Origin of the sequence: Ellagibacter sp., assembly GCF_048412355.1 — a bacterium.
Classification (GTDB): Bacteria; Actinomycetota; Coriobacteriia; order Coriobacteriales; family Eggerthellaceae; genus Ellagibacter.
Genome location: NZ_DBFSAP010000048.1, coordinates 13756 through 32855, shown reverse-complemented (window position 1 = coordinate 32855; position 19100 = coordinate 13756). Strand labels below are relative to the sequence as shown.

Sequence of the window (19100 nt, the reverse complement as noted above, 5' to 3'; positions counted from 1 at the left end):
GAACTAAGTAAAGAACACGTTAAACTCTGGGCGTTTGAGCGTCAGCGCGACCCTTCCCAAGGCTCGCGTTCTTCCGGTCAATTCGCTTAGCGAAAAGGAGTCGATGAATGGGCAAGAGGCACCATAAGTACGACTATTTCAGCGCGTTCGAGGACCTCTCGGAGCTTGCGGTCGATGAGGCCGACCTGCTCATCAAGGCCATCGAGGAATTCACCACGGCCGATGCGCTCAAGGAAACGATGGAGAAGGCGCACGCCATCGAGCACAAAGGCGACGACATCAACCACGACATCTTCCGCAACGTGGCGACCGATTTCATCACGCCGATCGACCGCGAGGACATCATCGGCCTCGCCCAGGCGCTCGACACGATCATCGACGAGCTTGAAGAGGTCATCCAGCGCTTCTACATGTACGACGTGCATTTCATGCACAAGGATGCGCTCGAGTTCGCGCAGCTGCTGAAGAAGGAATGCAAGGCGCTCAACAAAGCCATGGAGGACTTCCGCAACTTCAAGAAGTCCAAGAAGTTCAAGTCGCTCATCATCGAGGTGAACACCTACGAGGAGGAGGCCGACCAGCTGTTGATGCACGTCATCCGCGATTTGCACACCACCGATTGCGAGAACACCATGCGCGTGATGGTGTGGTCGCGCATCTTCGAGCACATGGAGAACTGCGCGGACGCGACCGAGCACGCCGCCGACTGCATGAGCACCATCCTGTTGAAGAACGTGTAACGCGCAGATAGAGCGCGCAGCGTGACGACGGCTCGCCAGGCGCAGGAAATATCGAAAGCGAACGGGGCCTCATCAGGAAATGATGAGGCCCCGATTTTTCGAGAAGGCAGATTGTCGCACTCGTGCCCTTACTCCACCGCGAGCAGCTTCGCCTCGACGGGCTCGCCGGAGAAGTTGAGGTCGCGCGTGATAGCGCGCGCCGCCTCCGCATCGAAGCTGTCGGCGTCGAACAGCGCGCTCACCTCGTCGAAGCGCCGCTGCGCCTTCTCGTAGCGATCCCAGAAGCTGTCGGTCGACTTCTCGTGCGTGAAGGGGTTCTCCCAGACGGTGTGCTCGCGATTGTCGTACGCGCACGTCTCCGCCAGGATCGCGCGGTGGCTCATCGCGCGGTAGAACGAGTACGGGCGCACCAGCTCCTCGATGCGTGCGATGGCCTCGCGCTTCACGCCGGAGCCCGAATGGAAGAGGCGCTGCACCAGGCGGAAGCAGTGCACCGCGTCGCCGAACGCGTTGCGCGGGATGATCTTGCCGAATACGGAGAACGCCATGTTCGCGTACATGTGCGAAACGATGCGCAGCATGCGATCGGAGCCCTTGAGGATGTTCACCGCCGGGTTGAACGTTGCCACCGTTTCGCCGCGTTTCACCGTGAGCACCATCTCGTCGTACTCGCTCTCGATAACCGCGTGCACCTCGCTGCCGTCCGCGCGCGAAAGGCCCGGCTCGCCCGCATCGCACAGCTGGAACTCGTGGAAGTACACGAGCGGGTGCATGGTCGAGTCGAGCACGTAGTGGCCCAGGAACCCGAGCGCATAGGCGCGCCCGACGGAGCGGTCTGTCTCGTCGAGTGCGTCGATCGCTCGCTTGAAGGCGACGAGAATCTCGTTCGGCTTCTCCTTGTGCATGATGTTCCCGAGCCGATGGACCGACGAGAGCAGGGGATTGGCAACGGAATAGAACAGCGGGTCAGGCCCTTGGTTTCCCAAGAGGAAGGCCTCGGCCTCGTCCTTCGTTCCACCGATGGAGGAGAAATGACGCGCGTAGGCGTCCTGTCCGAACGTGTCGTGCGTGATGATTGCCGGCATAGTCTGAACTCCATCCTTTGAGCCCCTGACGGGAATTTTACTGTCGCTAAGTAAAGCATCATATACAATGATGAGCGGCTTGTTAACGTCCCCCATGCGTCTTTGCGTACGTTTTACATAGGCCGCCATGACGCGTGAGCAGGGATTTTCCGAACTTTGAGTGAAAGGCGTTGTGGTGTCGCGCACCCATATGACGAAACCCGAGCGCAGCTGGGTCCTCTACGACGTGGGCAATTCCGCCTACGTGCTTCTTGCATCGACGCTTATCCCCATCTATTTCTCAGCGATTGCCGACCCGAACTCTTCTGCGGTTGTGGCCTGGGGCTACGCCTCGACGGTGGCTTCGCTTGTGCTGGCGTTGCTCATGCCGTTTCTTGGCAGCCTCGCCGATCTGAAGGGCAACAAGAAGAAGTTTCTCGCCGGCACTATCGGCACGGGCGCGGTGACGCTCGCCGTGATGGGCATTCCCTCCGATGCGATGGTGTTTCTCGTGATCTACGTGGTGTCGTCGGTCATGCTGAACGCGTCGCTCGTGTTCTACGACGCCTTCCTTGTGGACGCCGCATCGAGCGAAGAGCGCTACGACGAAGTGTCGTCGCAGGGGTACGCCTGGGGATACATCGGGTCGTGCGTGCCGTTCATCATCTGTTTGGTGCTCGTGCTGTTCGGCGAGAACTTCGGGATCGGGCAGCTTGACGGCATCCGCATCTCGTTCGTCATCACGGCGGTGTGGTGGCTCGCGTTCAGCGTTCCCATCTGGCGCGACGTGCACCAGACGCACTACAAGCCGCGCGAGGAGCATCTGTTCAAGAACACGATTGCGGGCCTTGTGGGAACGTGCAAGAAGATTTTCCACGACCGCAGGCTCATGATGTTCATGCTGGCGTTTTTCTTCTACATCGACGGTGTGCACACGATCATCGCGATGTCTACGAGCTACGGCACCGACTTGGGCATCAGCTCGACGAACCTCGTGCTGGCGCTTTTAGTCACGCAGTTCGTGGCATTCCCCTCGGCGATTGCCTACGGGCGCCTTGCGGGGCGTTTCGGCACGAAGAAGATGCTGCTCATCGCCGTGTTCGCGTACTTTTTGATCACGCTGTTCGCGGCGTTCTTCCTGCGCAGCGCTGCCGAGTTCTGGGTGCTCGCGATTTGCGTCGGCCTGTTCCAAGGCGGCATCCAGGCGCTTTCGCGCAGCGAGTTCGGCAAGCTCATCCCCAAGGAGCACGCCAACGAATACTACGGCTTCTTTGATATCTTCGGCAAGTACGCGACCATCATGGGCACGCTGCTCGTGAGCGTGTTCACCCAGGTGACGGGCTCGAGCTCGATTGGTGTCCTTTCCGTGGCGGTGCTGTTCATCGTCGGCTTCGTGTTGCTTTTGAAGATGCCCGAAGGCACGGCGGCGGGAGAGTAGAAGTCGGGGCGCCGCTTGCGGGACGTGGTCGGTATGCGGCATGCGAGCCGCCGGGGCTCCGAGCGTACGCCGCCCTGCTCGCAGCTCGGGACCGTACGCTTCCCCCGCGCGACGTGCGGCTCGGTGTACTCGGCATGGAAAATCGCTCGCTCGTGTACGGCTCGGGAGTGTATCCCGAGCCGTTTGGTATAGTGGCGCAAAGGTTTCCCTTTCAAAAGAAAGATCGAGATGTCGTTAGTCGTATGCAAATTCGGGGGGACGTCGGTCGCGTCGCCCGAGCGTATCAAGATGGTCGCGAACAAGCTCATTGCCAAGAAGAAGGCGGGCGACGATGTGGTCGCCGTTGTCTCTGCGATGGGAAAAACGACCGATGAGCTGGTAGGACTTGCAAACGCGCTCAACACGAACCCTCCAGCGCGCGAGCTTGACCGTCTCCTCTCGACCGGCGAGCAGGTGTCGATGACGCTTCTGGCCATGGCACTCGAGGCGCAGGGCTATCACGCCATGAGCTTCACGGGCCGCCAGGCGGGCATCCGCACGGACGGGACGCACAACAAGGCGAAGATCGTCAGCGTGCGATCCGACCGCATCATGGAGACGGTCGACAAGGGCATCATCCCCGTGATCGCGGGCTTTCAGGGTATCGACGACAACGATGACATGACCACGCTCGGTCGCGGCGGTTCCGACACGACGGCAGTGGCTGTGGCCTGGGGAATCAATGCCGACGTGTGCGAGATCTATTCCGACGTCGAAGGCGTTTTCACCGCCGATCCGCGCGTGTGCCCGCGCGCTAAGAAGCTCGACCAGATTTCCTACGACGACATGCTCGAACTCGCTGGCGCGGGCGCCGGCGTGCTCCAGATGCGCGCCGTTGAGTTCGCCCGCAAATGGAACGTCGTCATCCATTCCCGTTCGGCGTTTTCCGACGCCGAGGGCACGTATATCAAGGAGGCTCCCGACATGGAGGAAGCGGTAATCACCGGCATTGCGCACGACACGTCCGAGGTCAAGGTTACGATTCGCGGCGTTCCCGATATGTCGGGCGTGGCGGCGAAGCTGTTCAGCGCGCTGGCATCCAACCAGGTCAGCGTCGACATGATCATCCAGAACGTGTCGGAGTCGGGCATCACCGACATCAGCTTCACCTGCCCGGGCGGCGATCTGCCGCGCGCCCGCGAGACCGTCGAGCGCATCGTGCCGACCATCAACGCGCGTACCTACATCGTTGACGAGGACATCGCGAAGGTGAGCCTGGTGGGCACGGGCATGAAGTCCTCGCCGGGCGTTGCCGCGAAGGCGTTCGAGACGCTGGGCCAAAACGACATCAACATTCTGGCTATCTCCACGAGCCCGATTCGCCTGTCCGTGGTGGTCGATGCTGCGCAGGCTGCCCAGGCGGTCCAGTGCCTGCACACCGCTTTCGGTCTGGATTCCGACAGCGTGTTCGTGGAAACCCAGCTTTCGGCGGAAGAAATCGCCGCCAAGATGAACAAGGGCAGATAGGGAGGTAAACATGGCTTGGACGAAGGTTATCCCTGCTCATCCGGTTGTCGCTGTTGCCGGTGCGACGGGCGCTGTGGGAAATGAGTTCCTGAAGGTCTTGCATGACCTGGACTTCCCTGCAAGCGAGGTGCGCGCGCTCGCGTCTGCGCGCTCGGCTGGCAAGAAGCTTCCCTTCGAGGGCTGCGGCGACGTTCCCGCAGGTGAGCTTACTGTGCAGGAAATGACCCCCGAGTCGTTCGAGGGCGTCGATATTGCGCTGTTCTCCGCAGGCTCCGACGTTTCCAAGGCGATGCGCGAGGCTGTGGTTGCTGCGGGCGCCGTCATGATCGATAACTCGAGCGCGTTCCGCATGGATGAGGATGTGCCCCTGGTGGTTCCCGAGGTGAACCCGGGCGACGTGTCGTGGCACTCGGGCGTCATCGCAAACCCGAACTGCTCGACCATCCAGATGGTCGTCGCCCTGAAACCTCTCTATGACCTGGCGAAAATCACCCGCGTTGTCGTTTCGACCTATCAGGCGGCAAGCGGCGCCGGCGCACCCGCCATGGCCGAGCTCTACGACCAGACGCGCGAGTTTCTGGGCGGCACGCCCGACGACGAGCTCACGGTGTCGGCGTTCCAGCACCGCATCGCCTTCAACTGCATCCCGCACATCGACAAGTTCCTCGACGACGACTCCACGAAGGAAGAGTGGAAGATGGTCGCCGAGACGAAGAAGATCATGGGCGATGCGGGCGTGAAGGTTGCCGCTACCTGCGTTCGCGTTCCCGTGCTGCGCTGCCACGGCGAGTCCGTGAACGTGGAGTTCGCCGCTGACGTGACGCCCGAGGCTGCCCGAGAGGCACTCGCTGCAGCGCCTGGCGTCACCGTGATGGACGATCCCGCGAACAACGTGTATCCGATGCCCGGCCTGCTCGCGGGCACGAACGACACCTACGTGGGGCGCATTCGCCGCGACGACACGGTCGATCACGGCCTTTCGATGTGGGTTGTTGCCGACCAGATTCGCAAGGGCGCAGCGCTTAATGCCGTGCAGATCGCGCAGCTTTTGCTTCCGAAGGATTAACGGTGGATTGTCCGGCCGAGCGTCGGGCCAGGATGGTATACTGAACGCGTGCAAGGTGGCTCGCCGCTGCTACGGCAGCTACCCCGGTTTCAAGTTTTTAGCTTGTGGGAGTAGCCGTTTCCCGTCTTAGCGGGGGCGGCTACTTCACTTTCTTAAGCGTAACGAAAGCTCGATAACCGCTATCACAACCAGACAGAATGTGAACAATTCCGTATAGGTAACCATGAGCAACCTCCTAATGGGATAGGGGGTAGCCCGCCACCTTGCACGAGTGTAGTGTATCATATAAAAACGAACTTGTGTTCGTGTGTTGAGTCTGTATAATGCCCCTATGATGAAAAAGCCGAAAAAGATACGCCTTGACGAACTCCTTGTTGAGCAGGGAGTTTTTCCTGATGCAGGCACGGTTTTGCGCGCTGTGCTCGCGCATGAGGTGAAGGTGGACGATGTGTACGTCACGAGTGCCGCGGTGAAGGTGGCGCCCGATGCGGAAATCATCGTGCGCGGGCGCAAGCAGTTCGTTTCGCGCGGAGGGCATAAGCTGCAGGGCGCGCTCGACGCGTTCGGACAGGACGTGCAGGGGCTGAACTGCATCGACGTCGGGTCGTCGACGGGCGGCTTCACCGATTGCCTTTTGCAGGCGGGCGCTGCGCATGTGGCCTGCGTCGACGTGAACTACGGTCAGCTCGCTTGGAAGATTCGCACCGACGAGCGCGTGAGCGTTTTCGAGCGCACGAATATCAAGCTTGCCGATCCGGGGGAATTGGGCGCGCCGTTCGACTTGATCGTGTGCGATGTGAGCTTCATCGGGCTTGCCGTGCTGGCTCCCGCTTTCGCGCGCTTGTCGCGCCCAGCGACCGAAGACGCTCCGGCGAGCGTGTTCTTAGGGCTGGTCAAGCCCCAGTTCGAGTCCCGCCACGACGAGACGGACCACGGCATCGTGCGTGACGAGGCCGTGCGCGCCCGCACGGTGGAAGAGGTCCGCTGTGCTCTTAAGAGCGAGGGCTTTGAGGTAACGGGCACCATCGAGTCGCCGATCAAAGGCGCGGAAGGGAATGTGGAATACCTCGTCCGCGCAGTCTTCCAGGGCTGAGACGTGGCCTTTCTTGGTGTGACCTTCTCGCAAGGGGTCGGCGGGCCTTCCCGCTTCGCCCAGCTTCGCGCGCTTGGCCTGTCAGCCTTCGGGGTTATACTGTTCTCGGCAAATCGCAATCGATCGAAGGAGTCAGCATGAACGGGCAGGAATACCTCGACCTTCTGAAGGCGCGCTACTCGGTGCGTTCGTTTTCCGACGTGCAGTTGACCGACGCGGAGCTCGATGTGCTGCTTCAGGCGGCGCAGCTTTCTCCCACGGCTAAGAACTCGCAGCCGTTTCGCCTTTGCGTGGTGCAAAGCGCCGAAGGTCTTGTGAAGATCGACGAGGCGACACGCTGCCGCTACGGCGCGCCCACGGTGATCATCGGCGCCTACGATGCCGACGTGTCAGCGAAGGGGCTCGGCTATGAAACGGGCGACTTCGGCGACATCGACACGTCGATCGTCCTCACCAACATCGCGAACGCTGCGGCGGCCGAAAACCTCGGAAGTTGCTGGGTTGGGGCGTATGATTCTGCGATTATTCGAAAGAATTTCAATATCCCGAACAATTATGTGCTCGTAGACCTTATGATGGTAGGGCACAGTGTCGAGGATGCTGAACCGAGTCCTCGTCACGAGCAAACCGAACCGCTCGATACCTTGGTGGTTCGCGAAACGTTTTAACGAACCCGCGCGGGTTCAGCTGCATAGCCCTCACTCACGTCGCAACTGATGAAGGGCTGAAGGCGTCGCTTACAAAGCGGCGCCTTCTTTTTTGGCGAAGGTTTCTGAAAAGGTTGAACGTCGGTTTCGGAAGGCGTCGATCGTCGGGCGAGATTGTCGATTGCCGGATGAAGGCGCCGAATGCCAGGGGGGTAGTGCCGAAGGCCTTCCCCTGAGGGGCTCGGAGTTCCCCTGGACGGGTTCGGGCTCTTCTGCGGAAGGTGCCGACGACGGCGAGCGAAAGGGTTTTACCATGCGGTTAACGATGCTGGGCACCGGCCATGCGCTCGCAACGAAATGCTACAATGCGTGCTTTGTGCTTCAGGACGACGAGATGGGGAAGGCGCCGGGCCGCGCATTCCTCGTCGATGCGGGCGGCGGGAACGGCATCTTGACCCAGCTCGAGCGGGCGGGCATCGATTGGCATTCCATCCACGACCTGTTCGTCACGCACACCCACGTCGACCACCTGCTCGGGTCGGTCTGGATTCTCCGCGTGGTGTGTTATGGCATGGAATGTGGCAACTATCGGGGGGAATTTCACTTCTGGGGAAACGATGAGGTCGTGGCGGCGGCTGATAAGCTGGCGCACATGCTCTTGCGTCCGAGCGAGTCGGCGTTCATTGGCAAGCGCGTGTTCCTTCATGCGGTCGAAGACGGCGACACGGCGCAGATTCTCGGGCGTCCCGTTACCTTCTTCGACATCCACTCGACCGGATCGGCCAAGCAGTTCGGGTTCACGATGGAATACGCCCCGGGCAAGGCGCTCGCCTGCAGCGGAGATGAGCCGCTGACCAGCGAGAACTTCTCACGTGTCGAAGGGGCGGCGTGGCTTGTCCACGAGGCCTACTGCCGCCATGCCGATATCGAGCGCTACAATCCGCACCCGATTCACCATGGGACCGTGCGCGAGGCATGCGCGACGGCGGAGCACCTCGGTGTGGAGAACCTCGTGCTCCACCATACGGAAGACGACGATCTGCCGCATCGCAAGGAGCGCTACGTCGCCGAAGGCCGCAGCGTATACGGCGGCAACCTCCACGTGCCCGATGATTTGGAGGCGTTCGAGTTGTAACGGACGTTTGCTTGATACAATAAGTCTCACGTATGCAATGACCAGGACAATAGGGAGTCTATCGAATGGCCGAATTCATTTACCAGATGTACAAGGCGCGCAAGGCGCACGGCGACAAGGTGATCTTGGACGACGTCACGCTGTCGTTCTACCCAGGCGCGAAGATCGGCGTGGTCGGTCCGAACGGCATGGGCAAGTCCACGCTTTTGAAGCTGATGGCGGGCATGGAGGAGGTCTCCAACGGCGAGGCGCGTCTCACGCCCGGCTACACCGTGGGAATCCTTCAGCAGGAGCCGCCGCTCGACGAGGACAAGACGGTGCTCGAGAACATCGAGCTCGCGTTCGGCGATGTGAAGGCGAAGGTCGACCGCTTCAACGAGATCGGCGGACTCATGGCCGAGCCCGACGCCGACTTCGACGCGCTCATGGCGGAAATGGGCGAGCTGCAGGATGCTATCGACGCAGTTGACGGCTGGGATTTGGACAGCCAGCTCTCGCAGGCGATGGACGCGCTGCAGTGCCCCGACCCCGACATGCCGGTGAACGTGCTCTCCGGTGGCGAACGCAGGCGCGTGGCGCTCTGCCGCTTGTTGCTTGAGGCGCCTGACCTGCTGCTTTTGGACGAACCGACGAACCACTTGGACGCCGAGTCCGTTCTGTGGCTCGAGCAGTTCCTCCACAAGTACCAAGGAGCGGTGCTCGCCGTCACGCACGACCGCTACTTCCTGGACAACGTGGCCGAGTGGATCTGCGAGGTCGACCGCGGGCATCTGTACCCCTACAAGGGCAACTACACCACCTACCTTGAGACGAAGGCCGCACGCCTGGCGTCGCAGAAGCAGCGCGACGAGAGGTTGGCGAAGCGCCTTTCCGAGGAACTCGAGTGGGTGCGCTCGTCCCCGAAGGCGCGCCAGGCGAAAAGCCGCGCGCGTCTGGAGCGCTACGACCAGATGGTGGCCGAGGCCGCGCAGTCGAAGAAGGTTGACTTCACCGAGATTCACATTCCCGCAGGTCCGCGCCTTGGCGCGAACGTGCTCAAGGTGGACGGACTCTGCAAGAGCTTCGGCGATCGCGTGCTCATCGACAACCTGTCGTTCGAGTTGCCGCGCAACGGCATCGTAGGCGTGATCGGCCCGAACGGCGTGGGCAAGTCCACGCTCTTCAAGATGATCGTCGGCAAGGAGCAGCCGACCTCGGGTACGCTCGAGCTGGGCGAGACGGTGAAGCTTTCCTATGTCGACCAGGGGCGCGAGGGCATCGATCCCAAGAAGAACGTGTGGGAAGTGGTCTCCGACGGGCTTGACTACATGATGGTGTGCGAGACCGAGGTGCCGAGCCGCGCGTATGTGGCAAGCTTCGGATTCAAAGGCTCTGACCAGCAGAAACCCGCAGGTGTTCTTTCGGGTGGCGAGCGCAATCGCCTGAATTTGGCGCTCACGCTGAAGCAGGGCGGCAACCTGCTGTTGCTCGACGAGCCCACAAACGACCTGGACGTTGAGACGCTTTCCAGTTTGGAAAAGGCGCTGCTCGAGTTCCCCGGATGCGCCGTCGTGACGAGCCACGACCGCATGTTCCTCGACCGCATCGCCACGCATATCCTCGCGTGGGAGGGTACTGACGAGAACCCGGGCAACTGGTTCTGGTTCGAAGGCAACTTCGACAGCTATCAGAAGAACCGCATCGAGCGCTTGGGCGAAGAGGCTTCGAAGCCGCATCGCCTCCACCGCAAGCTGACGCGGGACTAGCCAGGCGATGCTGAGGCCGATTGCGGCGCTGCGGGCGTGGTTCGACGGTTCGTGGGACGATGCGTGCCTGCGCTGCGGGATGTGCTGCTACGAGCGGGAAGTTGGTGAAGACGGCTCTGTCGGCATCGACTTCTCGGCGCCGTGTGAGTTTCTCGACGAGGACTCGCGGTTGTGTCGCGTGTACGATGAGCGCTTTACGCGATGCGAGCGTTGCCGCCGCTTGACGCCCGTAGCTGCATTGTTCGGGAAGCACCTACCCCCGACCTGCGGGTATGTGCTGAGGTTTCGATAGGGAACTGTAATTGCGAAAATTGGGAAGCTACTCTAGAGCGAGCAGCTTCCCAATTATTATTTAAGGGTGATTATTCGATTCTGGTCCAATATTGTCGTCGTTACCGCTATTTGCTTATCGTCGTCTATCGCGGTGGCGGGCAAGGTCGTGTATACGTAGATATGGACAGGAATATTGGCGTCAAAGTAGGTCGTTTTGCTGAAAGCCATAATTCGCCGGCAAGGTATTTCATGTCGAAGTTTGAGTAAGTGTTTCCATTGCAAAGCAGCTGATTATTCTTTATAGCTTGATCGACTGGGATTTTATCTGCTTCGGGTAATGTCGAGTCGTAATCCACTAATCCTCTTCTCGTCAGATGGCAACTGTAAGAATGGAGGAGGTGAGAGATTGGCTTATAAGTCAATCTCTCCTATATACAGCAGAAGATAGCAATAATTGATTTAGAGGCGATTTAGCGAAGTATTTAGTTGATTTAGAGGCATAATTGATAAAAAATTGGTTGAGTTAGAGACTGTTGAATGTGCGCAGGGTGCAAAATGCGGGGCTTTCGGAATTCTGAAAGCCCCGCATCGTTTTTTGCTATATTTTCCAAAAGCCCTGCTCGGAAAACCATCGAGTAGGGGCGTGCTCGCTTAGGCGCATAGTATGAGAACGGGTAATCTGCCGAATCGCTAGTTCTTCAAGCTGTTGATCGGGGCGGGCATGCGGCCTCCGCGGTGGGCGAAGACGGTGCCGGCGTGTCCGTTCACGGGCATGACGGGGGCGTATCCCAGGAGGCCGCCGAATTCCAGTCGGTCGCCGACCTTCTTGCCGATGGCGGGAATGACGCGCACGGCGGTGGTCTTGTTGTTGATCATGCCGATGGCGCACTCGTCGGCGATGATGCCGAAGATCGTTTCCACCGACGTGTCGCCGGGGATGGCGATCATATCGAGGCCCACGCTGCAGACGCAGGTCATGGCCTCGAGCTTCTCAAGGGAAAGGGCGCCTGCCTCGGCTGCGCGGATCATGCCGGCATCTTCCGACACGGGAATGAACGCGCCCGAAAGCCCGCCGACGCTCGACGATGCCATGACGCCGCCCTTCTTCACCGCGTCGTTGAGCATGGCGAGCGCTGCCGTGGTGCCCGGGCCGCCGCACTTTCCGACGCCGATGGTTTCCAGGATCTCCGCGACCGAGTCGCCTTCGGCCGGCGTCGGCGCGAGCGACAAATCGAGGATGCCCTTCGTCACGCCCAGGCGCTTGCTCGCCTCGCGAGCCATGAGTTCGCCCGCGCGCGTGATCTTGAAGACGGTCGCCTTGATCGCTTCCGAGATGGCGGTCATGTCGGCGTCTTTCGGCATATTGGCGAGCACCGAACGCACAACGCCCGGGCCCGAAACGCCCACGTTCACGACGGCGTCGGCCTCGCCCGAACCGTGGAACGCGCCCGCCATGAAGGGGTTATCCTCCACGGCATTGCAGAAAACAACCAGTTTACCTGCGCCGATGCACTGGCGATCGGCAGTTGCCTCGGCGGTCTTCTTCACGATGCCCGCCATCTTGAAGGCGGCGTCCATATTGATGCCCGCGCGCGTCGAGCCCACGTTCACGCTCGAGCACACGAAGTCGGTCGCCGCGAGGGCGTCGGGGATGGAGTCCATAAGGTTGTTGTCCGCGCGCGACGCGCCCTTGTGCACGAGGGCGGAGAAGCCGCCGACGAAGTCGACACCGACGACCTTCGCGGCCTTGTCCATGGCCACAGCGATAGGCGACAGGTCGCGGGCGTCGGTCGCCGCGCAGATCTCGGCGATGGGCGTCACCGAGATGCGCTTGTTCACGATGGGGATGCCGTATTCGCGCTCGAGCTGTTCGGCGGTGGGAACGAGCTGCTCGGCTGCGGTGGTCATGCGGTCGTAGACCTTGCGGGCCATCGTGTTGATGTCCGAATCGGTGCATCCTCGCAGGTTCAGTCCGAGTGTGATCGTTCGGATATCGAGGTGCTCCTTGTTCACCATCGCCAGGGTTTCGGCGATTTCGGCAGGTGTGATTTGCATAGATACTCTCCCTCTCGCGAATGGGCGTTTTGAATTGCGCGTGGGCTGTTGATTTCTTCGAACAGGATACCTTTTTTCGGAAGGGAAACGGCAGCCGTCATCGTTTTAGCGGGAAAAACGGCGCTGATTTGGCACGGCGGGGGAAGGTGATTCGGCTGCGCCTTGGTCGGCTCCTGTTTTCCAGCAAAACCTGTGTAAACAGGGCGCGCATCCGTTGCCATTCGCGTGTCAGCTCGCTACAATCACACTATTGAACAATATGTTTATTATTGGTCGGATTGTTGAATGGGGGTGGAGCTTATGACATGTTCGGCAAACGAAGGTGCCGCTTCTGAAGATCGGCGGATCACGCGCTCGAAGCAGGCGCTGCGCGAGGCCTTCATCGAGCTGACGGAGGAATGCGGGCTCGACGGGTTCTCCGCAAGCGACCTGTGCGCTCGCGCGGGGCTCAACCGCGGCACGCTCTACAACATCTTCGGGGACAAAGACGGGTTGCTCCGCGCGCTCGAGGGCGACATTATGGCCGACCTCGAGGCTCTTCAGGCAAAGATGCAGGCGATCGGCCTGAAGGACGTCATGCGCTACCGCGTGAGCAAGCGCCCGATGCCCTTTTTGGTGGAACTGTTCGACTGCCTGCGCGAACAGGGCGACTTCCTGCATGCGGTGATGGGCCCTAAGGGCGACCCGAGTTTCGGCCCCCGCGTGCGCGATGCGCTGTGCACTGAAATCATCCAGACCATCCTGCACGAGCGCTATCGCAACAACCCTGAGCCGTTCGTGCAATATTACGTTGCGTTCTACGCGAGCGCGTATCTGGGGGTCATCACGCGTTGGGTCGAAACGGGCATGCGCGAGAGCTCCCAGGACATGGCGCTTATCGCGATGAAGCTCTTCTTTATAAAACCGGGCGATCCGATCAAGCTGTAAACGAAGGCGATAACGATGGAAGACGAAAACATGAACAATCAGGAATTGACGGCGGACGAGAAGGCGTCGCTTGGTGCATGCTCGGGCGAGGGTTGCGCGCCCCGCACCACGACGGTTGACGCGACTCCGATTGGAGAACCCGTCGTGAAGGACGCGCTCCATATCGGCATCGATGTCGGCTCGACGACGGTGAAGCTTGCCATCTTGGATGAGAACGACCAGGTCAAGTACTCGGTCTATCGTCGTCACCATGCTGACGTGCGCGCAACGATCGTGGAGGTGCTCTCCGAGGCCGCCGAAGGTTTCGGCGATGAGCGCATGACGATCGCCATCACCGGCTCGGGCGGACTGCTTTTGGCCCAGTGGCTCGGCATCGAGTTCGTGCAGGAGGTCATCGCGAGCAAAACCGCGGTCGAAACCTTCATCCCCAAAACCGACGTGGCCATCGAGCTCGGCGGCGAGGACGCGAAGATCATCTACTTCGAAAACGGCATCGAGCAGCGCATGAACGGCACGTGCGCGGGCGGCACCGGCGCATTCATCGACCAGATGGCGGCACTTTTGAACACCGATGCGGGCGGCTTGAACGAGCTCGCGCGGAACGCGACCACCATCTACCCCATCGCTTCGCGCTGCGGCGTGTTCGCGAAGACTGACGTGCAGCCGCTTTTGAACGAGGGTGCGCGCAAGGAGGACATCGCCGCCTCCATCTTCCAGTCCGTCGTGACGCAGACCATCTCCGGTCTCGCGTGCGGCCGGCCCATCCGCGGCTACGTGGCATTTTTGGGCGGCCCGCTGCAATACCTTCCCGAACTGCGTAAACGCTTCTATGAGACGCTCGACCTCGACGAGGAACACCGCATCGTGCCCGACAACGCGCACCTGTTCGTGGCGAGCGGCTGCGCCATCGCGGGCGCGGCGAGCTCGACCGTGCGCGCCGAGAAGCTCTCCGACGTGCTTGACCGTTTGAAGAACCTGGGCGATATCCAGGGCTCCGAGGTCGTGCGCCTGCCTCCGCTGTTCGCAAACGACGCCGAGCTCGATGAGTTCAACGAGCGCCATGCCGCCGAGTGCGTGAAGCGCGAGAGCCTCATGGATTACACGGGTGTTGCCTACCTGGGCATCGACGCGGGCTCGACCACGTTCAAGGCGACGCTCATCGACGAGGAAGGCAGCCTGCTCTGGTCGCACTACGTGTCGAACAAGGGCGACGTGCTCGGATGCGCGAAGGCCGCCATCGCCAAGCTCTACAACGACATGCCGGTCGACGCCGAGACGGGCGAGCCGCTCATCACCATCGGACACGCCACGGTCACCGGCTACGGCGAGGCGCTGCTCCTTGAGGCGCTGCGCGTCGACTCGGGCGAGATCGAGACGGTCGCGCACCTGCGCGGCGCTCAGCAGATGCTTCCAGGTGTGGAGTTCATCCTCGACATCGGCGGCCAGGACATGAAGTGCCTGCGCGTGAAGGACGGCGTGATCGACCATATCATGTTGAACGAGGCGTGCTCGTCGGGCTGCGGCAGCTTCATCGAGAGCTTCGCGACGGGCCTGAACCTGGACGTTTCCGAGTTCGCCAAGACGGCAATCCATGCGGAAAACCCCGTTGACCTGGGAAGCCGCTGCACCGTGTTCATGAACTCCCGCGTGAAGCAGGCACAGAAGGAAGGCGCTACGGTGGGCGATATCGCTGCGGGCCTGGCCATTTCGGTCATCAAGAACGCGCTGTTCAAAGTTATCAAGATCCGCGACCCGCACGATGTGGGCACGAAGGTCATCGTGCAGGGCGGCACGTTCTTGAACGACGCCGTACTGCGCGCGTTCGAGCAGCTCGCGGGCGTGCATGCCGTGCGCCCCGACATCGCGGGCAACATGGGCGCCTACGGTGCCGCGCTCCTCGCGCGCGACCGCTACCGCAAGCAGGCCGCAGCGCTGGAATCCAGCCACGACCAAGCGGAATTCAATCCCGAGCAAGCGAAAGAATCCACCGCGGAACTCCGCTCAGAAGCGGGTCCGCAGCCTTCGCTCCGTCCCGCGGAGTCTTCTTTCGCGGCGCAGGCTGAAGCAGCTCATGCCTTCAACTCCGATCAGGCGGAAGCCGCCGGCGAGCGGAGCGAAGGCTGCGAAGCTTCTGAGCGTAGCTCGACCGCGGCTTCCGCCGCCCTGCAGGTCGAATCGACTTCCGCCGACGCCGAAGTCGTCGCCCCGCAGGTCAAATCCACGCTGCTTTCCCTCGAGCAGATCGAATCGCTCGCTCCCACGCATAAGACCGTGCGCTGCAAGGGCTGCTCGAACGCCTGCCTGCTCACGGTGAACGATTTCGGCAAGGACGAGAACACCGGCAAACACCGCCGCTTCATCACGGGCAACCGCTGCGAGAAGGGCGCCGGCGCGTTCGACAAGAAGTCGCAGCAGGTGCCGAACCTCTTCGAGTACAAGAGCAAGCGCCTGTTCGACCACTACACGCCGCTTTCCGCCGGCAAGGCCCCGCGCGGCACGGTGGGCATTCCCCGCGCGCTCAACATGTACGAGAACTACCCGTTCTGGTTCACCTTCTTCACGAAGCTCGGATGGCGCGTGGTACTTTCCGACCCGTCCACGAAGAAGACCTACGAGGCGGGCATCGAATCCATGCCGTCGGAGAGCGTGTGCTACCCGGCGAAGCTCTCGCACGGCCACATCATGAACCTGCTCGACAAGCACCCGGACTTCATCTGGTTCCCTTGCAGCAAGTGGGAGCGCCAGGAGGACGACACGGCGGGCAACCATTTCAACTGCCCGATCGTGGCGAGCTACGCCGAGGCGCTGCGCCTGAACATCGATGAGCTGCGTGAGTCGTCGACGCAGTTCCTGAACCCGTGGCTGCCCTACGACAAGAAGGAACACCTGAAGAAGCGCCTGATGGTGGAGCTTATCGAGGCGCACCCCGAGCTCATGGGCGAAGGTGTTGCCGCCCCGACGCAGGAGGAAGTGAACGCAGCGGTCGACGCCGCTTGGGCCGAGGACGAGGCGTTCAAGCGCGACATGCGCGTGAAGGGCACCGAGACCCTGAAGTGGATGGAGGAGACGGGCACCCATGGCATCGTGCTGGCGGGCCGTCCCTACCATAACGACCCCGAGATCAACCACGCCATCCCCGAGCTGCTCACGAGCTTTGGGCTGGCGGTGCTCACCGAGGACTCCATCGCGCACCTGGGCACGCTCGAGCGCCCGATTCGCCTGGTCGACCAGTGGATGTACCACACGCGCCTCTATGCGGCGGCGAAGGTGGCGACCGAGCGTCGCGACCTCGACCTCATCCAGCTGAACTCGTTCGGCTGCGGCTTGGACGCGCTCACCACCGACCAGGTGCAGGAAATCCTCGAGTCGGCGGGCAAGGTGTACACCGTGCTTAAAATCGACGAGGTGTCCAACCTGGGCGCCGCGCGCATCCGCGTGCGCAGCCTCCTTGCCGCACTGAAGGATCAGGCCGATGAAGAGGCCGAACGCACCGCGAAGCCCGCCAGCTGCCCCGCGTGTGACATCGAGATCTCGCCCGACGCCGTCCCTGACGCGTTCAACGAGAAGGCCGCGCCCGAGGCTCAGGAGCGCATGCGCCAGCGCGAGGGCGCCGACACGGAGTTCCCGCGCGCGGTGTTCACCGAGGAGATGAAGGAGCAGGGCTACACCATCCTGGCTCCGCAGATGGCGCCGTACCATTTCGAGCTTCTCGTGCCCATTTTCAGCCGCTTCGGCTACAACGTCGAGCTTCTGCCGAGCGTGGACCACGGCGCGGTCGATGCGGGCCTCAAGTACGTGAACAACGACATCTGCTATCCGTCCATCCTGGTCACCGGCCAGATTATGGAAGCCGTCATGTCGGGACGCTATGACACCGACAAGCTTGCCGTGCTCATCACGCAGACGGGCGGCGGTTGCCGCGCCACCAACTACATCTCGCTTATCCGCAAGGCACTGAAGGCTGTGGGCCTCGCGCACATTCCCGTGATCGCCATCTCGTTCAAGGATTTGGGCGAGCACAATCCCGGCTTCAAGATCACGCCGAAGATGCTGCTCCAAGCGGTGTACGCGCTGCAGTACGGCGACGTGCTCATGCAGTGTCTCTATCGCACGCGCCCCTACGAGGTGGAACCCGGTAGCGCGAATCGCCTGTTCGACCACTGGATGGCCACGTGCAAGGGCCAGTTGGAAACCGGCGAGTCCTACGGTCGCTTCAAGCGCACGATCCGCCAGATCGTCGAGGACTTCGATACGCTGCCGCTCCAGGGCGAGGGAACCAAACCGCGCGTCGGCGTGGTGGGCGAAATCCTCGTGAAGTTTCACCCCACGGCGAACAACCAGATCGTCGACGTGATCGAGCGGGAAGGGTGCGAGGCCGTGGTGCCGGGGCTCATCGAGTTCTTCCTGTTCGGCGTTGCGGGTGGCATTTTCCAGAAAGATCCGCTCGGGCGCAGCTCGAAGGGTGCGCTCGGGTCGAAGGTGGCGCTTTCCGCCATCAAGAAGTTCCGCGCGCCGGTGAACAAGGCGCTCGCCGACTCGTCGCGCTTCAACCCGCCAGCGAACATCTACGAGCTGGCCGAATATGCGAGCGAGATCCTCTCGCTGTGCAACTCGATGGGCGAGGGGTGGCTGCTCACCGCTGAAATGGTGGAGCTTATCAAGACCGGCGCGCCGAACGTGGTGTGCACCCAGCCGTTCGCGTGCCTGCCGAACCATGTGGTCGGCAAGGCGGTCATCAAGGAGCTGCGTCGCCGCTACCCGGAGAGCAACATCGTGGCCGTCGACTACGATCCGGGCGCGTCGGAGGTGAACCAGCTCAACCGCATCAAGCTGATGATTTCGGTTGCGAAGGCGAATCTGGCGGAGAAGGAATCCGAGGCCCGCGCGGCACGCGACACCTTCGTGAACGCCGACGGATCGCACGGCAAGGCGCAGGACGCGGGCAAGCTCGAGGTGGAAACCGAGCTCGCGTAAGCGGGGCTCGAGTGCTGCCGTGAGTTGGGCGGGCGTTTCGCGTACACGAGACGCCCGCTAGCAAAAAGTGCAGCGAAATCGGGAAATTCTGGCACAAAAACCGAGCTGTCCCACGGAGGGTTGACGGCTAAGAAAGTAACCCCGGGTTGAGCAACTGCTCGACCTGGGGTTACTTTCTGAAAGGTTGGCACAGCTTCCAAGTTCCCCTCGATTTGAAGAACGATAGGGACGTAATTCGTGGGACAACTCGGTTTTTGTGCCAGAATCTTGCTCCCCACATGCTTTCTGCCGCCCGCCGCCGCATTGCGGTTGCTTTGTTTCAAGTCTGTTTCCAGGTTGTCATAACCATGTTGCAGCTTGAAACAAAGCGCTCAAGAGTCGATACACTACGTCATAGACTGCCATTTTGGTAAAACGGCAGCCCTATGGACGAAGGA

The 19100-nt window shown here is 61.2% G+C and carries 13 protein-coding genes; 11 read left to right on the top strand and 2 right to left on the bottom strand.

From position 1 onward, the window contains the following. Positions 1-107 precede the first annotated feature (107 nt). Positions 108-740, top strand: a complete 633-nt coding sequence (locus ACMRQN_RS07310; RefSeq protein WP_296061769.1) for a DUF47 domain-containing protein — start codon at positions 108-110, stop codon at positions 738-740. 128 nt (positions 741-868) lie between these two features. Here the strand turns inward: ACMRQN_RS07310 and ACMRQN_RS07305 are convergent, their stop codons facing one another. After that, positions 869-1825 (bottom strand): zinc dependent phospholipase C family protein, encoded by a 957-nt coding sequence (locus ACMRQN_RS07305; protein WP_418734430.1) that lies wholly within the window; start codon positions 1823-1825, stop codon positions 869-871. Between the two features lie 190 nt (positions 1826-2015). Here ACMRQN_RS07305 and ACMRQN_RS07300 point away from each other — a divergent pair, with 190 nt between their 5' ends. The 8 genes from ACMRQN_RS07300 to ACMRQN_RS07265 all read left to right on the top strand — a co-directional run bounded on the left by ACMRQN_RS07300 (position 2016) and on the right by ACMRQN_RS07265 (position 10726). After that, the gene (locus ACMRQN_RS07300) at positions 2016-3242 is read left to right on the top strand and encodes an MFS transporter (protein ID WP_418734473.1); all 1227 of its coding nucleotides are present in this window, start codon (positions 2016-2018) and stop codon (positions 3240-3242) included. A gap of 228 nt (positions 3243-3470) precedes the next feature. Continuing rightward, on the top strand, positions 3471-4748 hold the full coding sequence (locus ACMRQN_RS07295; protein ID WP_277014145.1) for an aspartate kinase: 1278 nt from the start codon (positions 3471-3473) through the stop codon (positions 4746-4748). A gap of 10 nt (positions 4749-4758) precedes the next feature. Next, complete coding sequence (locus ACMRQN_RS07290) at positions 4759-5814, top strand: aspartate-semialdehyde dehydrogenase (protein WP_296061745.1); 1056 nt, start codon at positions 4759-4761, stop codon at positions 5812-5814. 331 nt (positions 5815-6145) lie between these two features. Continuing rightward, a complete protein-coding gene (locus tag ACMRQN_RS07285; protein ID WP_418734472.1) occupies positions 6146-6907 on the top strand; it encodes a TlyA family RNA methyltransferase in 762 nt (253 codons plus the stop codon). A 137-nt stretch (positions 6908-7044) separates the two neighbouring features. Next, positions 7045-7575, top strand: a complete 531-nt coding sequence (locus tag ACMRQN_RS07280; protein ID WP_418734429.1) for a nitroreductase family protein — start codon at positions 7045-7047, stop codon at positions 7573-7575. 292 nt (positions 7576-7867) lie between these two features. After that, a complete protein-coding gene (locus ACMRQN_RS07275) occupies positions 7868-8689 on the top strand; it encodes an MBL fold metallo-hydrolase (RefSeq protein WP_418734428.1) in 822 nt (273 codons plus the stop codon). Between the two features lie 65 nt (positions 8690-8754). Then, complete coding sequence (gene ettA, locus ACMRQN_RS07270; protein WP_418734427.1) at positions 8755-10434, top strand: energy-dependent translational throttle protein EttA; 1680 nt, start codon at positions 8755-8757, stop codon at positions 10432-10434. A 7-nt stretch (positions 10435-10441) separates the two neighbouring features. After that, a complete protein-coding gene (locus ACMRQN_RS07265; RefSeq protein ID WP_418734426.1) occupies positions 10442-10726 on the top strand; it encodes a hypothetical protein in 285 nt (94 codons plus the stop codon). A gap of 671 nt (positions 10727-11397) precedes the next feature. Here the strand turns inward: ACMRQN_RS07265 and ACMRQN_RS07260 are convergent. Then, a complete protein-coding gene (locus ACMRQN_RS07260) occupies positions 11398-12762 on the bottom strand; it encodes a PFL family protein (protein ID WP_297151791.1) in 1365 nt (454 codons plus the stop codon). A 300-nt stretch (positions 12763-13062) separates the two neighbouring features. On the opposite strand from ACMRQN_RS07260, the gene ACMRQN_RS07255 reads away from it, so the two are divergent. Further along, on the top strand, positions 13063-13689 hold the full coding sequence (locus ACMRQN_RS07255; RefSeq protein WP_418734425.1) for a TetR/AcrR family transcriptional regulator: 627 nt from the start codon (positions 13063-13065) through the stop codon (positions 13687-13689). Positions 13690-13704: 15 nt separating this feature from the next. Further along, positions 13705-18663 carry an acyl-CoA dehydratase activase-related protein gene (locus ACMRQN_RS07250; RefSeq protein WP_418734424.1) on the top strand — a complete coding sequence of 1653 codons (4959 nt, stop codon included), beginning with the start codon at positions 13705-13707 and terminating at the stop codon, positions 18661-18663. The last annotated feature ends 437 nt before the right edge of the window (positions 18664-19100 follow it).

Coding starts and splice junctions, on each gene's coding strand:
- ACMRQN_RS07255 (WP_418734425.1), top strand. CDS start 13,063: ATGACATGTTCGGCAAACGAAGGTGCCGCTTCTGAAGATCGGCGGATC.
- ACMRQN_RS07285 (WP_418734472.1), top strand. CDS start 6,146: ATGATGAAAAAGCCGAAAAAGATACGCCTTGACGAACTCCTTGTTGAG.
- ACMRQN_RS07275 (WP_418734428.1), top strand. CDS start 7,868: ATGCGGTTAACGATGCTGGGCACCGGCCATGCGCTCGCAACGAAATGC.
- ACMRQN_RS07250 (WP_418734424.1), top strand. CDS start 13,705: ATGGAAGACGAAAACATGAACAATCAGGAATTGACGGCGGACGAGAAG.
- ACMRQN_RS07305 (WP_418734430.1), bottom strand. CDS start 1,825: ATGCCGGCAATCATCACGCACGACACGTTCGGACAGGACGCCTACGCG.
- ACMRQN_RS07300 (WP_418734473.1), top strand. CDS start 2,016: ATGACGAAACCCGAGCGCAGCTGGGTCCTCTACGACGTGGGCAATTCC.
- ACMRQN_RS07295 (WP_277014145.1), top strand. CDS start 3,471: ATGTCGTTAGTCGTATGCAAATTCGGGGGGACGTCGGTCGCGTCGCCC.
- ACMRQN_RS07310 (WP_296061769.1), top strand. CDS start 108: ATGGGCAAGAGGCACCATAAGTACGACTATTTCAGCGCGTTCGAGGAC.
- ACMRQN_RS07260 (WP_297151791.1), bottom strand. CDS start 12,762: ATGCAAATCACACCTGCCGAAATCGCCGAAACCCTGGCGATGGTGAAC.
- ACMRQN_RS07280 (WP_418734429.1), top strand. CDS start 7,045: ATGAACGGGCAGGAATACCTCGACCTTCTGAAGGCGCGCTACTCGGTG.
- ettA (WP_418734427.1), top strand. CDS start 8,755: ATGGCCGAATTCATTTACCAGATGTACAAGGCGCGCAAGGCGCACGGC.
- ACMRQN_RS07290 (WP_296061745.1), top strand. CDS start 4,759: ATGGCTTGGACGAAGGTTATCCCTGCTCATCCGGTTGTCGCTGTTGCC.
- ACMRQN_RS07265 (WP_418734426.1), top strand. CDS start 10,442: ATGCTGAGGCCGATTGCGGCGCTGCGGGCGTGGTTCGACGGTTCGTGG.